Source organism: Bordetella tumbae (genome assembly GCF_054780995.1).
Map to the genome: position 1 here is coordinate 163,557 of NZ_BAAGVG010000018.1, position 18,693 is coordinate 182,249.

The following is an 18,693-nucleotide window of genomic DNA, read 5'->3' on the forward strand; positions in this document are numbered from 1 at the left end:
CCGTCGCGAAAACAAACGCGACCTGGTTTGGCGACCAGATTTTCGATAGGCGGATGACCGCCGCCAGGCGGTTTTTTTACGTCCGCACGCTATTGCGCACCCTCTTTGGGCGGGCGATTGCGGGGAGGGCTCACGCCCTGCCGGTGTCCTATCGAGCCGGTTCGCCAACCCTGCTTTCTGCCCGCCCACCTCATTTGGCGATGAGGAGCGGGTCTAACGACTCGATAGGAGGCGCTATGCGTGCCAATGCCCTCGCTCGTTCTGAGCAAACGTCTTTCCCCTTTACAACTACTGAAGCCGTACACGCTGCTCATCGCTGGTTTGCTGATGCCAAGCCCTCGATGACGTTGGCCGCATGGCGTGACCACCTGCTTGCGTTGCATCTGGCGGGTGTACGCGCTACCGATCCGCGCGAATGCACGGCACGTACGAATGTCTGGAACCAGGCTTTTTGCACCGGTGTCGCTCAAGCCATCTCGGGGGCGCATCATGGTTAATCAGACTCAGCACACTGATCCGCTCGAAACAGAGAACAACGCCGCGCAGTTGTCGTCTTTGCTGATGCTGCTGCATGGCAATGGCCAGGAGAGCTTTAACGCGCTGTCCGAACGTGATCGAGACAACATTCTTTGGCTCGCGTCCGATCTGGCGTGCAAGATCGATGTTGCCGTCAACGGTGAGGTGGCCAAATGAGTGCGCCTACTTATATCGACACTGCACAGCATTTCTTTAGCGACCGGGTACACCAAGAGGCCGCACGTCGCAGGGCTGGACCGTTCGTGACGTTCTCTGAAAACGCTGTTGATGCAGCCGCTGGTATCGAGACGGTGTCTGGCATTCTGCTCAGCCATGCTGTGGACACGGAGTCGGATAGCAATCATCGAACGCTTTCGCCTCAGGACGTGATGTCGTTGCTGGGCCTCATCAAGTTTGCAGCTAAGTCGCTGCGGTTGGAGGCATGTGGGCTCAGCGACTGGGCCGAAAAGCACTTCGTTCCGGAGGCTGATCAATGACCATCACTATGTCTATTGAGGAACAATTTTCGGGGGCGCTGCACGCAGTCGGGCTGATGCCGAAAGTCATTGTGGCCGACGGCAAGCTGCATCGCTTTGATACGAACAAGCCAGGGCGCAAGAGCGGTTGGTATGTTTTGCACGATGATGGTCTTGCTGCTGGCGCTTATGGCGACTGGGCCACGGATCTGCAAGAGACCTGGTGCGCAAAGGCGGAGCGTCAGCTTTCAGAGCATGAAAGGCAGGCCCACCGAGAGCGCATCAAGGCCGCACGTATGGCCGCTGCGAAGGAGCAGGCCCGAGAGCATCAGACTGCTGCTGAAGCTTGCGCAGCTATTTGGGATAAGGCGCGGGATGCTTTGGCCGATAACCCCTATTGCACTGCGAAGGAGATAAAACCGATTGGGCTGCGTGAATTCCACGACAAGCGAACCCTGTTAGTCCCCCTGAGGGATGCGGCCGGCAAACTGTGGAATTTGCAGTTCATTGATGCGCATGGCCACAAGCGTTTTAAGACACATGGCAAGGTGCGCGGCTGCTATTACGCATTCGGTGGTAAGCCGGTCGATGTGCTGCTGCTGGTGGAGGGCTACGCCACCGGTGCGACCCTCTATGAGGCAACGGGCCACCCAGTTGCAGTGGCATTTAACGCCGGGAACTTGGGCTCGGTGGCCACCGCATTGCGCGCCAAGCTGCCCCATGTGCGCATTGTGGTGTGTGGGGATGTGGATAACTCGGGCACGGGTCAGAAAGCGGCGATTGCGGCCGCGGGCGCCGTCAACGGTCTGGTAGCCCTGCCCACGTTCGCCACTGGATCCGAGATAGATGGAAAGCTGCCATCTGATTTCAACGACATGGGGCGCTTGTCCGGCTTGGACGCCGTGCGGCAGCGCGTACAGGAGGCGATAGCTGCATCACCCGCTACCGAACGCCCCAAGGATGTGTCAGCTGGGAGTGTGTCGCTGATGTGTGCGGCCGACGTCGAGGAAAAGCCTATTCATTGGTTATGGGATGGATGGGTAGCGCGAGGGAAACTGAGCTTGTTGGCTGGCGCTGCGGGTACAGGCAAGACCACATTGGCCCTCGGACTGACGGCAACGGTCACCACCGGGGGAATCTGGCCCGACGGACAACAGTGTGTCGAGCCGGGGAATGTCCTGATTTGGTCGAGCGAGGATGACCCTGCCGACACGCTTAAACCGCGCCTGATGGCATGTGGCGCAGACGTACGCCGCGTGTTCTTTGTTCAGGGCGTCACGGATCCAATGACTGGCGACATGTTGCCATTTGATCCGGCGCGGGATATCCCGACCCTCACGGCGGCTGTCTCGGCGATCGGGGGCGCATCCTTACTTCTGGTAGATCCGATCGTGAGCGCCGTGGCTGGTGATATGCACCGCGCTAATGATGTACGCCGGGGATTGCAGGCTGTTGTGGACTTCGCTGCCGCACATAACTGCGCCGTGCTGGGTATTACACACTTTTCCAAGGGGTCGGCAGGGACGACCCCACAGGAACGCGTTATAGGCTCTCAGGCTTTCGGTGCATTCGCTCGGGCAGTGTTGGTCGCTGCCAAGCAGGATGGCCACGAGGGTCGAGTTCTGGCGAGGGCCAAGAGCAACATATCCGTAGATGACGGGGGCGTTACCTACTTCATCGAACCGGCCAGTCTGGACAGCGGCATCCAGACCACTCGCGTCGCGTGGGGTGACAAGATCGAGGGCTCTGCCCGCGACATCCTGGGGGCGGTGGAAGGGCCTGAGTCTGAGGACGATGAAGCTACGGCGTTAAAGGAGGCTACCCAGTTCTTGCGCGACATGTTGGCCGCTGGCCCCATGACCGTCAAAGCAATCAAAGCCGAATCGTCGGACGCGGGTCATTCGTGGGCAACCATTCGCCGCGCATCCGCGGTACTCAAGGCCGAGTCTTATCGTGAAGGCGAAAAAGGCCGTCGCGGTGGCGGTATGTGGCTATGGCGTATCCCGAGTTATTTAGGTGTTCAAGGGGGTGATGATTACCTTAAAAATCCCAACCTTGAGAATCTTAATCAAAGCCAGTATTCATGCGGGTTTCCGGGCGATGAGCCGAGCGGAAAAATATTAAGGTGCACACTCCCTGGGGATGAGCAACTTAATCAAAATAACGCCGATATTGTGACCTCAGAGGGCACTAATCGGGCGGTTTTGCCTGCCCCTGATGCCGCTGCTACGGCGAGCAAAGAGGAGGAGTTTTGATGGACTCCCTACTCTCTCCGCTCTACAAGGCTGGCCTGCACGTCGAGGTACGTCCGCCCAGCAGGCTCATCGTATCGGGCGATTTAACCGACGAACTGAGGCGCTACATCCGCACCCACAAGGCGGAAATCCTCCTGGCATTGGAGGACAGCAATTGTCAGCGGTGCATACATCTGCGCCGACCGGGGGCGGCTTATGGCTACTGCTCGATCAGAGACGATTTGCCGCCCGCCTATGGTGATACGCATCCGCTCCGTATATGCCCCGCAGATGGCGGGGCATCGTGCGCCGTGGTGTGTTTCATCCGACCTCACTGAGCAATAGCGCAAAGCAAAACATGTTCCGTGCGAAATGTCAGACCCAATCGGCCAAGCCGGTACTGGGCGGGCATCGCGCACTTAACCGCAGCCTGAATCTATGGAGTTTGCATCAGGCTGCAATCAGCCCTAAGAGGGCAAGGAGTAAGGCAATGGGACAGGTCAACAAGCCTGAAAAAACCCGGTCAGATATTCACGCTGAGTTTATGGCGAAGCTCAGTCCGGCATTGATCGACAAGGTGAGTCGTCTCGTCAGTCAACGTAAAGCGGCACATGCGGCATTGATGTCCGTATCGGACGAGTATCTCCAGGTGCACGCCGAGATTAAAAACATGGAGAACGATCGTGAACGCGTTCGGAAAAGCAGCGCGAATGATGGACGCAGCGATTGGAATATTCTCGGCCATCGTATCGAGGCGGCAAAACTCCGTCGGGCTCAGATTGAAGCGCAGAAACAGCGTATGGAGGAGTCCTGGCAAGTCGCAATCTCGGTCGGCGAGGGGGTTGTTAAGGCTGTAGCTGACGAGTTTGGGGGCGGTGTGTATCAGACCGAACTGTTTGAAACCTTGGGATGGAGATAAGAGACCATGTCACAAAAGCTGAACAAGATCCGCACACAAATCGCAGCCCTCAAGGCCGAAATTCGCGAGGTAAAAGGAGCGGCGCTGGACGATGCTGGAATAGCCGCTCGTGTCGATCGCTGGTTGAACGCAAAGGAAAAGACCAGCGAGCGCAATTTCTCGGATCTTGCCTATGAGCTCGCTTATGAACCTCGTCATACTGGGGGTACTGAGTGGCCGTTGCTAGATGAGCGTGTCAAGCTGGTCCCCGATCTCGCGCTTTCGTTGTTGGTCAGCACCAACCGCGAAGCCTTCCGTTCCATACTCATTAACGCTGCGAAAGCGGGCGTAGAGGGCCGACAAGTGGCGGACAAGGGGGCGGAGCTTGCTCGCCTAGAGGCGCAGCTCTATGAGCTGGAACTGGCAGAAGAGGCCGAGTTTGAGCGTCTAGAGGCTGCGGGCGAGACGGTCTTGCGTCGTGCTGATGCCAATCCCCGCGCCATTCTCGGATTCCCTCTTTGAGCTACTAGCTATCAAGCAGCGCGGCCGTTACGCAGTTTGACGATCGCGCTGCGATTTAAGGAAATGGTTTTATGAGTATGAACAAGCAACCCTGGTACACCATTAAGAGCAGTGTCAATGCCAGAAATTCCCGTGTTGAAATCCGCATTCACGATGAGATAGGCGCGGGAGGCATTACCTCAGAGACTTTCATTAAGGATCTTGAGCGCCTTGCTCCTGGGGGAAAGGATTTTGTGCTGTCCATTAACTCGCCTGGCGGTGATGTTTTTGCGGCGAACGCCATCTATAACGAACTGACCCGTTATAAAGGGAAAATTACGGGTCGTGTGGAGGGTATTGCGGCGTCTGCTGCGTCGTTAATCCTGATGGCGGCGGATAGGATCGTCATGCCTGAAAATGCCATGATCATGATCCATAACCCATGGACCGTGACGGGTGGCGAGGCAAAAGACCTTCGCAATCTGGCTGACATGATGGATGAGCAGCGGAAAAACTTTGTGAAGGCTTATGCTAAGAGAAGTGGCCAACCCGCCGCCGAAATAGAACGCATGATGGATGAGACAACATGGATGGGCGCGGATGAGGCCATGCGCTTGGGGTTTTGTGACGAGGTAGAGGACCCCGTACGTTTGGTGGCCTCAGCTGACGCGATTGCAATGCTGGCCAAGCACAAATCCATACCAGAAGATCTGATCGCCAGTATGAGGCGCGGGGCACAGCGCCAGCAGAAAGACAGCGTGGTCGACACCGCTCAAACGGTCGAAGAATACGTTCGTGCAGAGTGCCGTACTCGCAATCTCTCGCATTTAACGGATGCGGTGCTTTTGAAAGCATCAAACGGTTCACGTGAGGTTGCACAGCGCCATATCCAGTTTGCATCAGATGTTCAGAGTCTGTGTACCGCTGCTCGTTTTCCCAGGCTCAGATCTATCGAATTCGTCAAATCCGGGCTCGATCTCGAAAGCATCAGGGAACGCATCTTCGATGAGATCGTGAGTGCGAGTGACGCTGATGTTCTCAATAATAGACCACCTGCAGGCGGCCCCTCTGTGCTGGAGCAATTGCCGAAAGACGTCTATGCAAGGCGACGTCAAGAACAATCCGACGGGCGCTCACACCATCTCGTTAACAAACAATAGAAAGTGAGTTTGCATTTGAGAGTAACGCTTACCTGCGACAGCAGCGATCGGCGACGACTCCCCATATAAGTGAGCGCCCCATTGCTACTATGGAGCAGTGGGGCGTTGCACTTCGGCCCACCCGCCGATGGCGCAGTCAAGCTCTTGACCCGGCGGTATTTTTGAGCAATCGAGTAGCTGCTTCTTAAAGGCTTTCGCATTATCAAACAAACGCCGGGCTGCCTCAGGAGTGCAGTCGGACCTCCATCCATACTTCATCGCCGCATCAAGCTCGGCTTTGGAGCTGGCTTCGGAAACAGAATGGTATGGCTTGCCGTGGGCCAAAGCGTTGCGAATAGCTTGGAGTCTTTGAATCGACTGGACGGGTTGTCTACCAGCGTCGTACTCCATTCCAACGGACTCGCAGAGAGACTTCAAACGCCGGGGAAATTTATCGCCAGGGTTTTCTTTATAGTCTGTTTCTTTGGCGACAAAATTGAGAAGGGCTTCGACGGCGAAGGCCGTAAACACGATGCAGCTCACACAATCTAAAGTCAGGCCATCAGGCGTGTCATCTTGTACTTTATCCTCTGCAGTGCGCAGATGATAAAAGGCAATATTGAAGAGCGTGTTGTGCGGGTTCATCTTGATTCGAAAGCCCATGATGCATTGTCCCTAAATATTGTCGAGGTTAGCGCAAAGCCCGGGGGCCCCTAGGAGAAAGGGCGAGATAAGGGTAATTCGAACCCCGAGCGCTCGCTAGTCACGGGGACTCTATAGGGGGTAATAATAATTTTAGATCAACCTATTGATCTAAAAGGGCTTTCTGGCTTGTTTTATAGTGTGCAGGCTGAGGGGGGTTATATCCTTTATAAAAAACAGCTTTGCTGCGCCTTCTGCCGATTTTCCCAATGGTGCTGACGCCATAATTGATGCTATTTCCTTTGCTCACGAAGAAAGCCGCCCGAAATGGGCGGCAATGAGCTTACTTCTGTCTAGAGGCTACTTATGCGGCTTCGGTGGCTTTTACGGCTCGGAATGAGTGTGGGGCGCGGCGCTGCAGATAGGGCCGGGTGGCGATCCAAATAAACTAGGCTACCAGGGTCTTTACTTTTGAAGTATTTGACGCCATTCACAGGCAACCACACAGTACGAAACCATGTCCGAAAGTCCGCAAGCATGACGTCGGGGTAAAGATTGGCTTTGACGATGCGCCCGTCCTGATAGTCATGCATATATGTTGGTAGCTCATCGGTATCTATGCCTTTTTCGTCGCGTAGCCATTTGCAGAATCCCTTGCCCACCGAGATATCGGGCACCCATCCCTGGGGGATCTGAAATCCGATGTTGTGCATCGGCCCAAATAGATTAAGAGCCGTTTCCTGCAACACAGAAAAATACCCGGGCGAAACTCGCACATCGTTAGCCAGATAGCGTTGCAGATGATACGGCAGAGGCGCCGGCTCATTTGCTGCGCCCTTTCCGGACATCCAGCTGTGAACCCATTCTGATACCTGAACCGCAAAGTCCGCTGACAGCCACTGGCCCAGATTAATCGCAATGTGAGGATGTATCCAAGTGCTAGCCACTCCATCTGAGTTCCTAACCCTTTGAATTAAAAGCAATACCGGTTTTCCGGTTTTGCGTGCAAGGGCTTCAAAGAAGTCTTGACTACGCTTGGGCTCAAAATAGTCGTTCCAGCGCTTGCCTGCTGCTCGGCAGAGTTCGGTCGCGTTAATGTATCCATCGCTTGCTCGTTGCTGTACGATGGAGCTGCCCACATGATGTGGGATCAGGGATAGTGAGTACTGATGCTGTGGCTTGACCATTCCGCATACCTTTTTTGTAAATGCGGTTGACTGGACCGTCAGCAATACGCAGAATGCGCTCTGTCACAAGTGAGTCTGCATAGCTGTCACGGCGTGGAGTCTCAAAAGGGCTCGTCTATTGGTAGTAGGCGAGCCTTTTTCCTTTGGGACAGAGCTATTTTCGCGGTAGCCGATAGCGGTTACAAGCGGAAAGTTAAAGGCATTTTTGGTTATTTTGTAACCATCAGAACGCATTATGAATTACATGCGTTTATGCGATAGTGAGCGGACACTATTTTTTTGAAAATCCACAACATCTTGTGCGCAGTGATGCTAATTCTAGTTTTTCCGCACAAGATATAGTAGAGATATCGTGGCCCTGATTTGTGTCTCTGCGTAGAACATTGATTCACACATGAGTGTCATTTTTCAGCCTTGGTAGTCATATCGGGGAAATATTGTCTGTCCGGTTGGCAGTTGCTCTACGACGCTCGCGCAAGGGGAATGACATGCCCACCTACTTTGATAGAGTCCAGATAGTCCGCCCATATCTGCATCATGGCGCGTCGTTCCTTGATGAATTTGGTACGGTTATAGGCGGCTCCCAGCATGTCCGGCACGGCGTGGGCTAACTGATGTTCGATGACTTCGGGCTTTTGTCCTAGTTCCTCATGCAGGATAGTGCGCGCCATAGCTCGGAAACCGTGGCCTGTTATTTCGGTGCGTGTGTCATACCCCAGCCGTCTTAGTGCGGCATTGATCGCTGCTTCCGACATGGGGCGTTCGTGGCTACGTGCTCCTGGGAACACATATCGGCCGTGACCGGTCAGCGCATGAAGTTCGCGCAGGATGGATACCGCTTGGGTAGCCAAGGGCACTAGATGATCAGTTCCGGTCTTACTCACCCGATAGCGCCATTCGGCCTTGTCTAAGTCAATGTGCGCCCACTCGGCGGTACGGAGTTCGCCGGGCCGTACGAATAGCACAGGGGCGAGCTTGAGGGCGCACTGGACAGCGAACGTTCCGGAAAAGCCTTCGAACGCTCGGAGCATCTCCCCTACCTTGGCCGGATCCGTGATTGAGGCAAAGTGGGTTGTTTTCGGTTGAGGGATGGCGCCGATCAGATCGCGTGCAGGATCTGATCGGCAATACCCGTGACGGATACCGTACCGGAATACTAGGCTGATTTTGCTCCGTACTTTGTGGGCGGTATGTCGAGCGCCACGCCCATCAATACGCTTGAGCACGTCCAGAATCTCGGGGGCGTCGATTTCGGCTAAGGGTCGACGGCCTAACCACGGGAATACGTCGTTCTCCATCCACGCCTTGGCGTGGTCATAAGTGCTCCCTGTAACGGTTGGCCCGTACTCGGCTAGCCATTCTTTTGCGACTGCTTCAAAGGAATTGGCTGCTGCCATTTTGGCCGCTCGTTTATCAGCTTTCCTTCTCTCGCCGGGGTCTATCCCTTCGGCAAGCAGCTTACGGGCCTCCTGGTGCCGTTCTCGAGCTTGGGCAAGGGTGATTGTCGGGTACTGCCCATAAGTTGACCGCTTTTCCTTTCCAGAGATCCGGTACTTTGCATTCCATGATCGTCCGCCGGCGGGTGTGAACAGCAAATACAAGCCTGCGCCGTCAGCCAACTTCTGTGGCTTGCCGGTGTCCTTGGCCAAGGCGTGCAGAGCCCTTGTCTTGGCCTTGATAACTGCGTCTGTCAGCTTCATCTGGGGGCGTTTTTTATTGATGGGGGCGGAATATCGTCCGACGCCCCCAATAATGCCCCCACGTGGGGGCGTCTTGCAATAGATTCTATTGGACTATCGTAGACAACAAAAAACCCGCATAGCTTTAGCTGGTGCGGGTTTCGTAGACTTTCTGATACTGTTGTGTACTGCTAAATGGTGCCGGTGAAAGGAATCGAACCCTCGACCTTCTCATTACAAGTGAGCTGCTCTACCAACTGAGCTACACCGGCAGACGCGCCGCCATGGCTGGCATGGCGGGCGAAGGGTTTGCATTGTATAGGAAACTAAGGGCGTGCATGTGCCTACCCGGGTTTCCGTCGGCAAATCCAAAGAATTTACCGATAACGAACGGCATTATCGCCCTACTTGACGATGGTCAAGCGGGGACGTTTGGGTTCGTCGTCGTCACCGCCGTCGCCATTGCCGTCATCGGCAGCGGCGGGGGCCAATTCGCCTGGTTCGACGCCTGAGGCGTCGGCAGGCACAGCGGCGTCATCCGCACTGGGAACCTCGTAAGGCTGGACTTCGAAGCCCATGCCGGCACCTGTTTCGCGCGCGTAGATCGCACTGACGGCGGCTACGGGTACCCAGACGTTTTCCGCGACGCCACTGAAGCGGGCTTGGAATTCGATGAATTCGTTGCCCAGCACCAGCTTGTTGGTGGCCAGGGTGCCCACGTTGAGCGTGATCTGGCCATCGCGGACATGTGCCATGGGCACACGGGTATGCTCGTCGACTTGCACGGTGATGTACGGCGTATAGCCGTTGTCCGTGCACCATTCGTGCAAGGCGCGCAACAGATACGGTTTGGTGGAAGTTTCACCCATCGTACACAGCCCTCCGCTTAGCGACGCATCACTTTTTCAGAAGGCGTCAGTGCCTCGATGTAGGCAGGACGCGAGAAGATGCGTTCAGCGTACTTTTGCAGCGGTGCGGCGTTCTTGGGGAGCTCGATGCCGTAGTGATCCAGGCGCCACAGCAAGGGGGCGACTGCCACGTCCAGCATGGAGAATTCTTCACCCAGCATGTATTTGTTTTTCAACAGCAACGGGGCCAACTGAGCCAGACGGTCGCGGATGCTCTGGCGCGCGGTGGCGAGCTTCTTTTCGTCGGGCTTGCTGCTGCGGTCTTCCAGGGTGGAGACGTGCACGAACAGCTCTTTTTCGAAGTTGTACAGGAACAGGCGGGTGCGCGCGCGCATGACCGGGTCGGCCGGCATCAATTGCGGGTGCGGGAAACGCTCGTCGATGTATTCGTTGATGATGTTGGACTCGTACAGCACCAGGTCACGTTCGACCAGGATGGGCACTTGGCCATACGGGTTCATGACAGAGATGTCTTCGGGTTTGTTGTACAGGTCGATGTCGCGGATTTCGAAATCCATTCCTTTTTCGAAGAGCACAAAGCGGCAGCGTTGCGAAAAAGGGCAGGTGGTTCCGGAATAGAGCACCATCATGGCGGTGAGTCCTTGTATGAAAAGCGAAAGGCCAGCGCCGCTAATCTAGCAAACGCTGGCCCCGATTACCAGGGTGGGGCAGGCGGACAGCAGCCCGATCGGGATTAGGGTGCCGGCCCCGAAGTGTATTGCATAGTCCAACTGTTCGGTGGGGCGAACTTCAGCGAACGTGTTTCCAATAGGAAGCGTTCAGACGCCAAGCCACCAGCAGGAACAGGCCCAGGAACAACAGCACCCAGACCCCCAATTGCTTGCGGAACAGCTGTTGGGGTTCGGCCATCCAGGACAAAAATGCGGTCAGATCGGCCACATCATTGTCGTAGCTGGCCACTTTGGCCGGGTCCAGAGCCTTGAACTTAGCCTCAAGTGTAGCGTGTCCGTGGAAATTCGCGACTGGCTCGGTCTTGACCTGGGCGTAACCCTGGCTGTCGTAGGTGGTGGTGACGCGTTCCCAGCCGCCGCCCGAGGCCTCGTGCATGGCCACGGTGGTGAGCTCGCGCGGGCCTTGCAGTTCCCAGAGTACGTGCGGCATCCCCACGTTGGGAAAGACCAGGTTGTTCCAGCCGGTGGCCCGGGCCGTGTCCCGGTAGAACGTGCGCAGATAGGTATAGATGTAATCGGCGCCGGTGGGGCCCGCGTTGACCGATTTGGCGCGGGCAATGACGGACAAGTCTGGCGGCATGGTGCCGAACCATTTTTTGGCGTCCTGGGGCGTCATGGCGACATGCATCAGATCGCCGACTTTTCCGCCGGTAAATAGCAGGTTTTCCTTGATCTGCTCGTCGGTCAGGCCGATGTCCTGGAGCTTGTTGTAGCGCATGGAGGAGGCGCTGTGGCAGTTCAGACAGTAGTTGACGAATAGTTTGGCGCCATTTTGCAGGGCTGCCACGTCATTGACGCGGTTGGGGGCGGTTTCCAGGGGGTAGCCGCCCTCGGCGGCGTAGGCGCCAGTGCACGCGAACATGAACGCGACAGCACCAATCAGCTTCTTGATCATGGTCATTCCGTTTTCGGTTCGTGGGTCAATGGGCATGGAACGTCACGCGGTCAGGCACGGGCTTGAAGGTCCCCAGCCGGCTCCATACCGGCATCAGGAAGAAAAAGCCCAGATAGATCAGCGTGCCGATTTGCGACATGAGGTTGTACACGTCGTTGGGCGGTTGCGTACCCAGGAAACCCAGCACCAGGAAATTGACGATGAAAATGCCGTAGAACCATTTATGCCACGTGGGGCGATAACGGATGGATTTGACGGGTGAGTGATCCAGCCACGGCAGGAAAAACAGGATGACCACCGCGCCGCCCATGGCGACCACGCCCCAGAACTTGGCGTCGATCGTGCGCAGCAGGACGGCGACGATGATCAGCAAGGCGGGGATGGCGATGCGCAGGATGCCTTTCAGGCTGCTCTTGAACAGCAGTGCGATTGCACCCAGGACGGCAGCACCGGCCAGAATCCATGTGAATTCGGCCGTGGTGGCGCGCAGCATGGAGTAGAACGGCGTGAAATACCAGACCGGGGCGATGTGCGGCGGTGTCTTGAGCGGGTCGGCAGGAATGAAGTTGTTGTATTCCAGGAAATACCCGCCCATTTCCGGGGCAAAGAACACAATCGCGGCAAAGACGATCAGGAATCCGGCGACGCCCATGATGTCGTGCACGGTATAGAACGGATGGAATGGAATGCCGTCTTTCGGGCGGCCGTATCTGTCTTTGGGACCTTGCTTGATCTCGACGCCGTCGGGGTTGTTGGAGCCGACTTCGTGCAGCGCGACCAGATGCGCTGCCACCAGGCCGATCAGTACGAGCGGAATGGCGATGACGTGGAACGAGAAGAAGCGGTTCAGGGTGGCGTCGGACACGACGTAGTCGCCGCGGATCCAGATCGACAGTTCAGGGCCGATGAAGGGAATGGCCGAGAACAGGTTCACGATGACCTGAGCACCCCAGTAGGACATCTGGCCCCAGGGCAGCAGGTAACCGAAGAACGCCTCACCCATCAGGCACAGGAAGATGGCGACGCCAAAGATCCAGACCAGCTCGCGCGGCTTGCGGTAGGAACCGTAGAACAGCCCGCGCAACATGTGCAGGTAGACCACGACAAAGAACATCGAGGCGCCGGTGGAGTGCATGTAGCGCACCAGCCATCCCCATGGAACCTCGCGCATGATGTATTCGACCGACTGGAACGCGCGTTCGGCGTCGGGCTTGTAGTGCATGACGAGGAAGATACCGGTGACGATCTGGATGACCAGCACCAGCAGGGCCAGGGACCCGAAGAAATACCAGAAATTGAAGTTCTTGGGCGCGTAGTACTCGGAAAGATGCGCCTTCCAGGTTGAGGTTACCGGAAAGCGCCGGTCCAGCCAGCCCAGCAGCCCTGTTGTCTCGACGGTTTTTTCGCCAGCCATGAATGGCTCCTTCTATACGAGGCGTATTTTGCTAAGGTCGGGTAAAGCCGCGCGCAGCGCGCGTCAGGCCTTGTTGTCTTCGTCAACCCCGACGATGATGCGGGTGTCGCTCAGGTATTGATATGGCGGAACTTCGAGGTTGTCGGGCGCGGGTTTGTTCTGGTACACGCGACCGGCCAGATCGAAGGTCGAGCCGTGGCAGGGGCACAGAAAGCCGCCTTCCCAGGATGCGGGCAGGCCGCCACCGCCACCGGTTTCGAAGTGCGCAGTGGGAGAACAGCCCAGATGGGTACAGATGCCGACACAGACGAATAGATCGGGTTTGCGCGACCGGTCTTCGTTCTTGGCGTATTCCGGCGTAAAGCCAGGCCGCTCGGAATTGGGGTCCGCGAGATAGGGGTCTTGTTTTTTGATGCCGGCGAGCTGGGCGTCGCTGCGACGCAGGATCCAGACCGGCTTGCCGCGCCATTCGACGGTGCGCATTTGACCGGGGGTCAGATCGGCAACGTCGACCTCGACGGGGGCACCCGCGGCGCGGGCTTTTTCGGATGGGGCAAAGGTACTGACTAATGGAATGGCGGTCGCCACACCGGCCACACCGCCCACCGCACAGGCCGTCGTGACCCAGAAGCGGCGAGAAGGATCTGGTGGCAGGTTGGGATCAACCGCACCGTCTTCGTCATGCAACAACGTATCCTGACTCATCTTCCCATCCTTATTGATGCGCATGCATTACCTGTATAGCATCAGGATTCACGCACGCAGCACCTGTTGTGTGAAACATGTAACAGTGTCGCAACCGCTTATTATAGCGCCTGCCCAGTCACGGGCGAACGACCTAAGGAGTATTCATGAGCAAGGCATCGGGTTTTCTCAAAGAGTTTCGCGATTTCGCGGTCAAAGGTAATGCAGTAGATCTGGCGATTGGTGTCATTATCGGGGCGGCATTTGGCAAGATCGTGGACTCGATAGTGAAAGACTTGATCATGCCGTTGGTGAATTTCATCCTCGGCGGCTCGGTTGATTTTTCCAACAAGTTCCTCGTTTTGTCTATGCCCGAGGGCTACACCGGCCCCATGACCTATGCCGATTTGAGCAAGGCAGGCGCCAATGTGTTGGCTTGGGGCAACTTCTTGACGATCCTTATCAATTTCATTCTGTTAGCGTTTGTTGTTTTCATTATCGTCAAGATGATCAACAAGGCACGTCGCAAGGAAGAAGAAGCGCCCGCCGCGCCTGAAGCTCCCCCCGAAGACGTGGTGGTCCTGCGCGAAATCCGCGATTTGCTGAGGAAGTAAGCCCCGATGATGCTGCCCCGAGGCACACCGGGCTCGCAATGACGCATGCCCCTGGCCGAGTTGGTCAGGGGCATGCGTCATTTGGTTTGCGGTGAAACCTCGGGCTGGTTTCGGACGTGCGGCGCCGGTTTATACCGGGTTGTCGATGTCGATGAATTCGACTCGGATGCCGAATTGTTTTGCTACGGCTTCACCCAATGCCTGGGCGCCATAGCGCTCCGTGGCATGGTGGCCGGCGCCAATAAATCCTGTGCCGGTTTCGCGTGCCAAGTGATAGGTGGGCTCTGAGGCCTCGCCGGTGATGTAGGCATCGGCGCCGGCATCGATGGCATCGGCCAGCATGCTTTGTGCGCCACCTGTGCACCACGCGATGCGGCGCAGGGGTTGATCGGGGTCGCCAATGACCAGGGGCTGGCGTCCGAGGCGTTGCTGCACGCGTGTGGCCAATGCGCCCAGTGTGCTCACGTCTGGCGCATTGCCGAGCCAGATCAGGTCGCCGTGGCCGCACGTGAGGGGAGCCCCTGTGTCGTCGCGTTCGGGGGTCAATCCCAGCACACGTGCCAGTTGGGCGTTGTTGCCCCATTCCGGGTGGGCATCCAGTGGCAAGTGGTAGGCGAACAGATTGAGGTCGTGCGCCAGTGTGAGGGCCAGGCGAGTGCGGCGAGGGCCTCGTACGCGAGGATCCTCGTTTTTCCAGAACCAGCCGTGGTGTACGAGCACGGCATCTGCGTTACGCTCGATGGCGGCGCGTATGAGCGCCTCGGAGGCAGTAACTCCGGTGATAATGTGGCCTACGCGCGGTTTGCCTTCGACTTGCAGACCGTTGGGACAGTAATCTTTGAATCGCGGCGCTTGCAGCGTGGCGTCCAGCCACGCAGCCAGTTCGCGGGTGTCGATCGTTTTCATTGCCCTACCTTGTCAGGATTATGCGTCGCTATTGGCTGATATTTGCTCAGGCCGTCACGGTGTGTCTGGCCATTTTATTCGTCGTGACTACGTTGCGGCCCGATTGGCTGCGTCTGTCTGCGCCTGCGCCGGCATCGGATTCGGCCAGGCAAAGCGCTCCTGCCGCGCCTGTGACGGGTGCAGGCGTGCCTGCCGTCATTGAACCTGGTGTCTCGTCGTACGCGTATGCCGTGTCGCGTGCGACGCCGGCGGTGGTGAATGTGTACACCAGCAAGCACGTGAATGTACCAGTCGTGCCATTGCCCGAGGATCCGATTCTGCGGCAGTTGTTTGGCCAGGTCCCGGGCTTGAGCCGCCGCCAGGCGTCCACCAGCCTGGGGTCCGGCGTGATTGTGAGCAGTGAAGGCTATGTGCTGACGAATTATCACGTGGTCGAGGCGGCCGATGCGATCGAGGTGGCGCTGGCCGATGGCCGCGCCGGGACCGCAAAGGTCGTGGGAGCCGACCCGGATACCGATCTGGCGGTGCTGAAACTGGCGGATAACTTGCGTCCGCTGCCGGTGGCGGTGTTGGCCACTGACCGCAGCCTGCATGTCGGCGACGTGGTCCTGGCGATTGGTAACCCGTTTGGCGTGGGACAGACTACGACGCAAGGTATCGTGTCGGCATTGGGCCGCAATGGCCTGGGCATCAATACGTATGAGAATTTCATCCAGACGGATGCCGCGATCAACCCTGGCAACTCTGGTGGTGCGCTGATCGATACACAAGGCAATCTGGTGGGGATCAATGCGGCGATTTATTCCGAGACGGGCGGCTCTCTGGGGATCGGATTTGCGATTCCGGTGGATACGGCGCGCAAGATCATGGAAGAAATCATCAAGACCGGTGCGGTACGGCGGGGTTGGCTAGGAATCGAACCGCAAGACATCACCCCTGATTTGGCGCGTGCCTTCAGTCTGCCGACGAATACGAAAGGTGTGGTGATCGCCGGGGTGATTCGTGATGGTCCTGCAGGCAAAGGCGGGCTGCGTGTCGGCGATATTGTGCAGACGGTAGATGATGCGGAGGTGCAGGATACGATGACGCTGCTGCGTTTGATCGCGGCATTGCCGCCCGGAGAAAAAGCCACGCTGGGCGTGATGCGCGGCGGCAAGTTGCGCGATATGTCGGTGACTATCGGCATGCGGCCGACACAGCCACGTTGAATCTGGCGAGCTATCGGGGCGTCTGTGTAACGGTTAGCGTTGTTCGGTGAGGCTGCCCGTATCGTCTGAATCGGTGTCTTTGCTGTTGGGCGTGACCATGCGCGCCACGATCAAGCCGACTTCGTACAACAAGCACAGCGGGACGGCCAGCATGAATTGGCTGACGACGTCGGGCGGGGTGACGACCGCAGCAATGACAAAGGCGCCGACGACAACGTAGCCGCGCGCGCTGCGCAGTTTGCTCAATTCGACGATGCCGGTCTTGACCAGCAAAACCACTGCGACCGGGACTTCGAACGTGATGCCGAATGCCATGAACATCGTCATGACGAAGCTGAGATAGGCCTCGATATCCGGCGCGGGCGTGATGGATTGCGGGGCGAAGGTCGCAATGAAGTGAAAGACCGTACGAAAGACGAAGAAATAGCAGAACGCCATGCCCAATATGAACAGCAGCGTGCTGGACACGATGAGCGGCATAGCCAGGCGTTTTTCGTGACGGTAGAGGCCGGGCGCGACAAAGGCCCAGGCCTGATACAGCACGACCGGCAACGAGATGACAAAGGCGGCCATCAAGGTGACCTTGACCGGCACCATGAACGGCGTAATGACGCCCGTGGCAATCATACGTGTGCCTTCGGGCAGCGAAGACAGCATGGGTTGCGCCAGGATGTCGTAAATGACCGAGGCGCCCGGATAGAGAAACAGCACTACGAAGACGCCGATCACGGTGATGGCGGCCTTCATGAGGCGGCTGCGTAGCTCGACCAGGTGCGAGATAAAGGTTTCTTGCGGCTGATCCTGGTCCAGCTCGTCGTGCTTGGCGTTCTGGGTCACGGCGTGGTCGGGGTTTTCGGTTGGGGGGCGGTCGCCGAGTCAGGGGAGACGGCCGCGGTATCGGTGGTGGGTGCTGAGGCAGATGGTGCCGTGGGAGCAGACGGCTGCGTCGCGGTGGCGGCCGGTGCCGGTGTGCTGGCCGCTGCCGTATCGGCTGCGACGGACTGGCCTGCATTCAGCGCGGGAGTCTCTGCTGCTGTCGGGCTGCCAGCGGGAGTCTCGACTTCTTTTTTCAGGTCCGAGATGCCTTGCGTGGCCTCGCGGGCGGTGTCATTCAGGTTGGTGCGCAGCGAGTTTTCGGTGTCCCGCAGAGAGGTTTTCACGCTGCTCGCGGCATCGTCCATCTCGCTTTTGAACTTGCGCAGTTCGTCGATTTCGATCTCGCGTTGGATGTCGCTTTTGACGTCATTGACGTAACGTTGGGCACGGCCGAGCAAATGTCCGACGGTGCGTGCCACTTTGGGCAGCCGTTCCGGCCCGATGACAATCAGCGCAATGACGCCAATCACCATCAGCTCAGTGAAACTGACATCAAACATGCGACATCTGCTCGCTTAAACAAAGAGACTAGGAACGCGGCAAGGCAACGCCCGGGGACGTTGCCTGAGGGGGGTTAAACCCGAGCCACGCGGATTAGGAGTTGTTGGTCTTTTCTTTGGCCTGGACGTCGATGGTGTCGTCGGCGACTTTTTGCTGCGAGACCTGTTCGGGCTTGGTATCGCTGTTGGCTTCTTTCATGCCTTCCTTGAAGCCTTTGACGGCGCCGCCAAGATCTCCGCCGATATTGCGCAGTTTCTTGGTGCCGAATACGAGTGCCACGATGACCAGGACGATCAACCAATGCCAGATGCTAAAGCTACCCATGATGACGGTTCTCCGGGGTTATGCGTTGGGAGCCACGCGCCCTTTCCAGGGACGCTGACCGCCGATGATATGGAAATGCAAATGCGGTACTTCCTGGCCGCCCTCGGTGCCGGCGTTGGCAACGAGACGAAATCCCCCATCGGGGCCCGGTCGGCAGCCATTTTCCGCTGCTAGGCGGGATGCCAATACTGTCATTTTACCTAACCAGCCCGCATCGTCTGCGCTGACGTCCTGCAGCGAGACAATGTGTCGGCGCGGGATGAGCAGCAGATGGACGGGCGCGGCTGGGTTAATGTCGTGAAACGCAACGAATTCCTCATCTTCGTAAACGATTTTTGAGGGAATTTCGCCGCGGGCGATTTTGCAGAAGATACAGTTGTCGCTCATGGTTGTTCCGTA

Annotated in this window: 22 protein-coding genes and 1 tRNA gene; 9 read left to right on the plus strand and 14 right to left on the minus strand. The window is 57.3% G+C overall.

Annotated elements, in window-relative coordinates:
- The first annotated feature begins 236 nt into the window (after window positions 1-236).
- The 7 genes from ACYVI2_RS15575 to ACYVI2_RS15605 all read left to right on the plus strand — a co-directional run bounded on the left by ACYVI2_RS15575 (window position 237) and on the right by ACYVI2_RS15605 (window position 5,785).
- Complete coding sequence (locus ACYVI2_RS15575; RefSeq protein WP_415815181.1) at window positions 237-497, plus strand: hypothetical protein; 261 nt, start codon at window positions 237-239, stop codon at window positions 495-497.
- Window positions 490-693 carry a hypothetical protein gene (locus tag ACYVI2_RS15580; protein ID WP_415815183.1) on the plus strand — a complete coding sequence of 68 codons (204 nt, stop codon included), beginning with the start codon at window positions 490-492 and terminating at the stop codon, window positions 691-693. Before ACYVI2_RS15575 ends, ACYVI2_RS15580 begins: the two co-directional genes overlap by 8 nt.
- Window positions 690-1,013: a hypothetical protein gene (locus ACYVI2_RS15585; RefSeq protein ID WP_415815185.1), complete on the plus strand. Its 324-nt coding sequence runs from the start codon at window positions 690-692 to the stop codon at window positions 1,011-1,013. The genes ACYVI2_RS15580 and ACYVI2_RS15585 overlap by 4 nt, the downstream gene beginning before the upstream one ends.
- Window positions 1,010-3,247 carry an AAA family ATPase gene (locus ACYVI2_RS15590; protein WP_415815187.1) on the plus strand — a complete coding sequence of 746 codons (2,238 nt, stop codon included), beginning with the start codon at window positions 1,010-1,012 and terminating at the stop codon, window positions 3,245-3,247. The genes ACYVI2_RS15585 and ACYVI2_RS15590 overlap by 4 nt, the downstream gene beginning before the upstream one ends.
- 469 nt (window positions 3,248-3,716) lie before the next feature.
- Window positions 3,717-4,145 (plus strand): hypothetical protein, encoded by a 429-nt coding sequence (locus ACYVI2_RS15595; RefSeq protein ID WP_415815189.1) that lies wholly within the window; start codon window positions 3,717-3,719, stop codon window positions 4,143-4,145.
- Between the two features lie 6 nt (window positions 4,146-4,151).
- Window positions 4,152-4,646, plus strand: a complete 495-nt coding sequence (locus ACYVI2_RS15600) for a hypothetical protein (RefSeq protein ID WP_415815191.1) — start codon at window positions 4,152-4,154, stop codon at window positions 4,644-4,646.
- 71 nt (window positions 4,647-4,717) lie between these two features.
- Window positions 4,718-5,785: a head maturation protease, ClpP-related gene (locus ACYVI2_RS15605; protein ID WP_415815193.1), complete on the plus strand. Its 1,068-nt coding sequence runs from the start codon at window positions 4,718-4,720 to the stop codon at window positions 5,783-5,785.
- Between the two features lie 87 nt (window positions 5,786-5,872).
- On the opposite strand, the gene ACYVI2_RS15610 is transcribed toward ACYVI2_RS15605, so the two are convergent.
- The 9 genes from ACYVI2_RS15610 to petA all read right to left on the minus strand — a co-directional run bounded on the left by ACYVI2_RS15610 (window position 5,873) and on the right by petA (window position 13,886).
- The gene (locus ACYVI2_RS15610) at window positions 5,873-6,427 is read right to left on the minus strand and encodes a hypothetical protein (RefSeq protein ID WP_415815195.1); all 555 of its coding nucleotides are present in this window, start codon (window positions 6,425-6,427) and stop codon (window positions 5,873-5,875) included.
- A 332-nt stretch (window positions 6,428-6,759) separates the two neighbouring features.
- On the minus strand, window positions 6,760-7,593 hold the full coding sequence (locus ACYVI2_RS15615) for a KilA-N domain-containing protein (RefSeq protein WP_415815197.1): 834 nt from the start codon (window positions 7,591-7,593) through the stop codon (window positions 6,760-6,762).
- 461 nt (window positions 7,594-8,054) lie between these two features.
- The gene (locus ACYVI2_RS15620; RefSeq protein WP_415815199.1) at window positions 8,055-9,293 is read right to left on the minus strand and encodes a tyrosine-type recombinase/integrase; all 1,239 of its coding nucleotides are present in this window, start codon (window positions 9,291-9,293) and stop codon (window positions 8,055-8,057) included.
- Between the two features lie 175 nt (window positions 9,294-9,468).
- A tRNA-Thr gene (locus tag ACYVI2_RS15625) sits at window positions 9,469-9,544 on the minus strand.
- A 132-nt stretch (window positions 9,545-9,676) separates the two neighbouring features.
- Complete coding sequence (locus ACYVI2_RS15630) at window positions 9,677-10,141, minus strand: ClpXP protease specificity-enhancing factor (protein WP_415815201.1); 465 nt, start codon at window positions 10,139-10,141, stop codon at window positions 9,677-9,679.
- A 17-nt stretch (window positions 10,142-10,158) separates the two neighbouring features.
- On the minus strand, window positions 10,159-10,770 hold the full coding sequence (locus ACYVI2_RS15635; protein ID WP_415815203.1) for a glutathione S-transferase N-terminal domain-containing protein: 612 nt from the start codon (window positions 10,768-10,770) through the stop codon (window positions 10,159-10,161).
- 160 nt (window positions 10,771-10,930) lie between these two features.
- Entirely contained in the window at window positions 10,931-11,773 is an 843-nt protein-coding gene (locus ACYVI2_RS15640) for a cytochrome c1 (protein WP_415815205.1), read from the minus strand.
- 19 nt (window positions 11,774-11,792) lie between these two features.
- Window positions 11,793-13,181, minus strand: a complete 1,389-nt coding sequence (locus ACYVI2_RS15645; RefSeq protein WP_415815207.1) for a cytochrome b — start codon at window positions 13,179-13,181, stop codon at window positions 11,793-11,795.
- Window positions 13,182-13,244: 63 nt separating this feature from the next.
- Window positions 13,245-13,886: a ubiquinol-cytochrome c reductase iron-sulfur subunit gene (gene petA, locus ACYVI2_RS15650; RefSeq protein ID WP_415815209.1), complete on the minus strand. Its 642-nt coding sequence runs from the start codon at window positions 13,884-13,886 to the stop codon at window positions 13,245-13,247.
- A gap of 146 nt (window positions 13,887-14,032) precedes the next feature.
- On the opposite strand from petA, the gene mscL reads away from it, so the two are divergent.
- Window positions 14,033-14,479: a large conductance mechanosensitive channel protein MscL gene (gene mscL / locus ACYVI2_RS15655; RefSeq protein ID WP_415815211.1), complete on the plus strand. Its 447-nt coding sequence runs from the start codon at window positions 14,033-14,035 to the stop codon at window positions 14,477-14,479.
- Between the two features lie 129 nt (window positions 14,480-14,608).
- Here mscL and ACYVI2_RS15660 read toward each other — a convergent pair whose 3' ends face one another.
- Window positions 14,609-15,385 (minus strand): Nif3-like dinuclear metal center hexameric protein, encoded by a 777-nt coding sequence (locus ACYVI2_RS15660; protein ID WP_415815213.1) that lies wholly within the window; start codon window positions 15,383-15,385, stop codon window positions 14,609-14,611.
- 20 nt (window positions 15,386-15,405) lie between these two features.
- On the opposite strand from ACYVI2_RS15660, the gene ACYVI2_RS15665 reads away from it, so the two are divergent.
- The gene (locus ACYVI2_RS15665) at window positions 15,406-16,593 is read left to right on the plus strand and encodes a trypsin-like peptidase domain-containing protein (RefSeq protein WP_415815215.1); all 1,188 of its coding nucleotides are present in this window, start codon (window positions 15,406-15,408) and stop codon (window positions 16,591-16,593) included.
- Window positions 16,594-16,626: 33 nt separating this feature from the next.
- Here the strand turns inward: ACYVI2_RS15665 and tatC are convergent, their stop codons facing one another.
- From tatC to ACYVI2_RS15685, 4 genes are all read right to left on the minus strand, one after another.
- The gene (gene tatC / locus ACYVI2_RS15670) at window positions 16,627-17,430 is read right to left on the minus strand and encodes a twin-arginine translocase subunit TatC (protein ID WP_415815217.1); all 804 of its coding nucleotides are present in this window, start codon (window positions 17,428-17,430) and stop codon (window positions 16,627-16,629) included.
- Complete coding sequence (tatB, locus tag ACYVI2_RS15675; RefSeq protein ID WP_415815219.1) at window positions 17,427-17,969, minus strand: Sec-independent protein translocase protein TatB; 543 nt, start codon at window positions 17,967-17,969, stop codon at window positions 17,427-17,429. The genes tatC and tatB overlap by 4 nt, the downstream gene beginning before the upstream one ends.
- A gap of 94 nt (window positions 17,970-18,063) precedes the next feature.
- A complete protein-coding gene (tatA, locus tag ACYVI2_RS15680; protein ID WP_094824085.1) occupies window positions 18,064-18,294 on the minus strand; it encodes a Sec-independent protein translocase subunit TatA in 231 nt (76 codons plus the stop codon).
- 18 nt (window positions 18,295-18,312) lie between these two features.
- A complete protein-coding gene (locus tag ACYVI2_RS15685; protein ID WP_415815221.1) occupies window positions 18,313-18,681 on the minus strand; it encodes a histidine triad nucleotide-binding protein in 369 nt (122 codons plus the stop codon).
- Window positions 18,682-18,693: the final 12 nt, after the last annotated feature.

Coding starts and splice junctions, on each gene's coding strand:
- ACYVI2_RS15575 (WP_415815181.1), top strand. CDS start 237: ATGCGTGCCAATGCCCTCGCTCGTTCTGAGCAAACGTCTTTCCCCTTT.
- ACYVI2_RS15580 (WP_415815183.1), top strand. CDS start 490: ATGGTTAATCAGACTCAGCACACTGATCCGCTCGAAACAGAGAACAAC.
- ACYVI2_RS15585 (WP_415815185.1), top strand. CDS start 690: ATGAGTGCGCCTACTTATATCGACACTGCACAGCATTTCTTTAGCGAC.
- ACYVI2_RS15590 (WP_415815187.1), top strand. CDS start 1,010: ATGACCATCACTATGTCTATTGAGGAACAATTTTCGGGGGCGCTGCAC.
- ACYVI2_RS15595 (WP_415815189.1), top strand. CDS start 3,717: ATGGGACAGGTCAACAAGCCTGAAAAAACCCGGTCAGATATTCACGCT.
- ACYVI2_RS15600 (WP_415815191.1), top strand. CDS start 4,152: ATGTCACAAAAGCTGAACAAGATCCGCACACAAATCGCAGCCCTCAAG.
- ACYVI2_RS15605 (WP_415815193.1), top strand. CDS start 4,718: ATGAGTATGAACAAGCAACCCTGGTACACCATTAAGAGCAGTGTCAAT.
- ACYVI2_RS15610 (WP_415815195.1), bottom strand. CDS start 6,427: ATGGGCTTTCGAATCAAGATGAACCCGCACAACACGCTCTTCAATATT.
- ACYVI2_RS15615 (WP_415815197.1), bottom strand. CDS start 7,593: ATGGTCAAGCCACAGCATCAGTACTCACTATCCCTGATCCCACATCAT.
- ACYVI2_RS15620 (WP_415815199.1), bottom strand. CDS start 9,293: ATGAAGCTGACAGACGCAGTTATCAAGGCCAAGACAAGGGCTCTGCAC.
- ACYVI2_RS15630 (WP_415815201.1), bottom strand. CDS start 10,141: ATGGGTGAAACTTCCACCAAACCGTATCTGTTGCGCGCCTTGCACGAA.
- ACYVI2_RS15635 (WP_415815203.1), bottom strand. CDS start 10,770: ATGATGGTGCTCTATTCCGGAACCACCTGCCCTTTTTCGCAACGCTGC.
- ACYVI2_RS15640 (WP_415815205.1), bottom strand. CDS start 11,773: ATGACCATGATCAAGAAGCTGATTGGTGCTGTCGCGTTCATGTTCGCG.
- ACYVI2_RS15645 (WP_415815207.1), bottom strand. CDS start 13,181: ATGGCTGGCGAAAAAACCGTCGAGACAACAGGGCTGCTGGGCTGGCTG.
- petA (WP_415815209.1), bottom strand. CDS start 13,886: ATGAGTCAGGATACGTTGTTGCATGACGAAGACGGTGCGGTTGATCCC.
- mscL (WP_415815211.1), top strand. CDS start 14,033: ATGAGCAAGGCATCGGGTTTTCTCAAAGAGTTTCGCGATTTCGCGGTC.
- ACYVI2_RS15660 (WP_415815213.1), bottom strand. CDS start 15,385: ATGAAAACGATCGACACCCGCGAACTGGCTGCGTGGCTGGACGCCACG.
- ACYVI2_RS15665 (WP_415815215.1), top strand. CDS start 15,406: ATGCGTCGCTATTGGCTGATATTTGCTCAGGCCGTCACGGTGTGTCTG.
- tatB (WP_415815219.1), bottom strand. CDS start 17,969: ATGTTTGATGTCAGTTTCACTGAGCTGATGGTGATTGGCGTCATTGCG.
- tatA (WP_094824085.1), bottom strand. CDS start 18,294: ATGGGTAGCTTTAGCATCTGGCATTGGTTGATCGTCCTGGTCATCGTG.
- ACYVI2_RS15685 (WP_415815221.1), bottom strand. CDS start 18,681: ATGAGCGACAACTGTATCTTCTGCAAAATCGCCCGCGGCGAAATTCCC.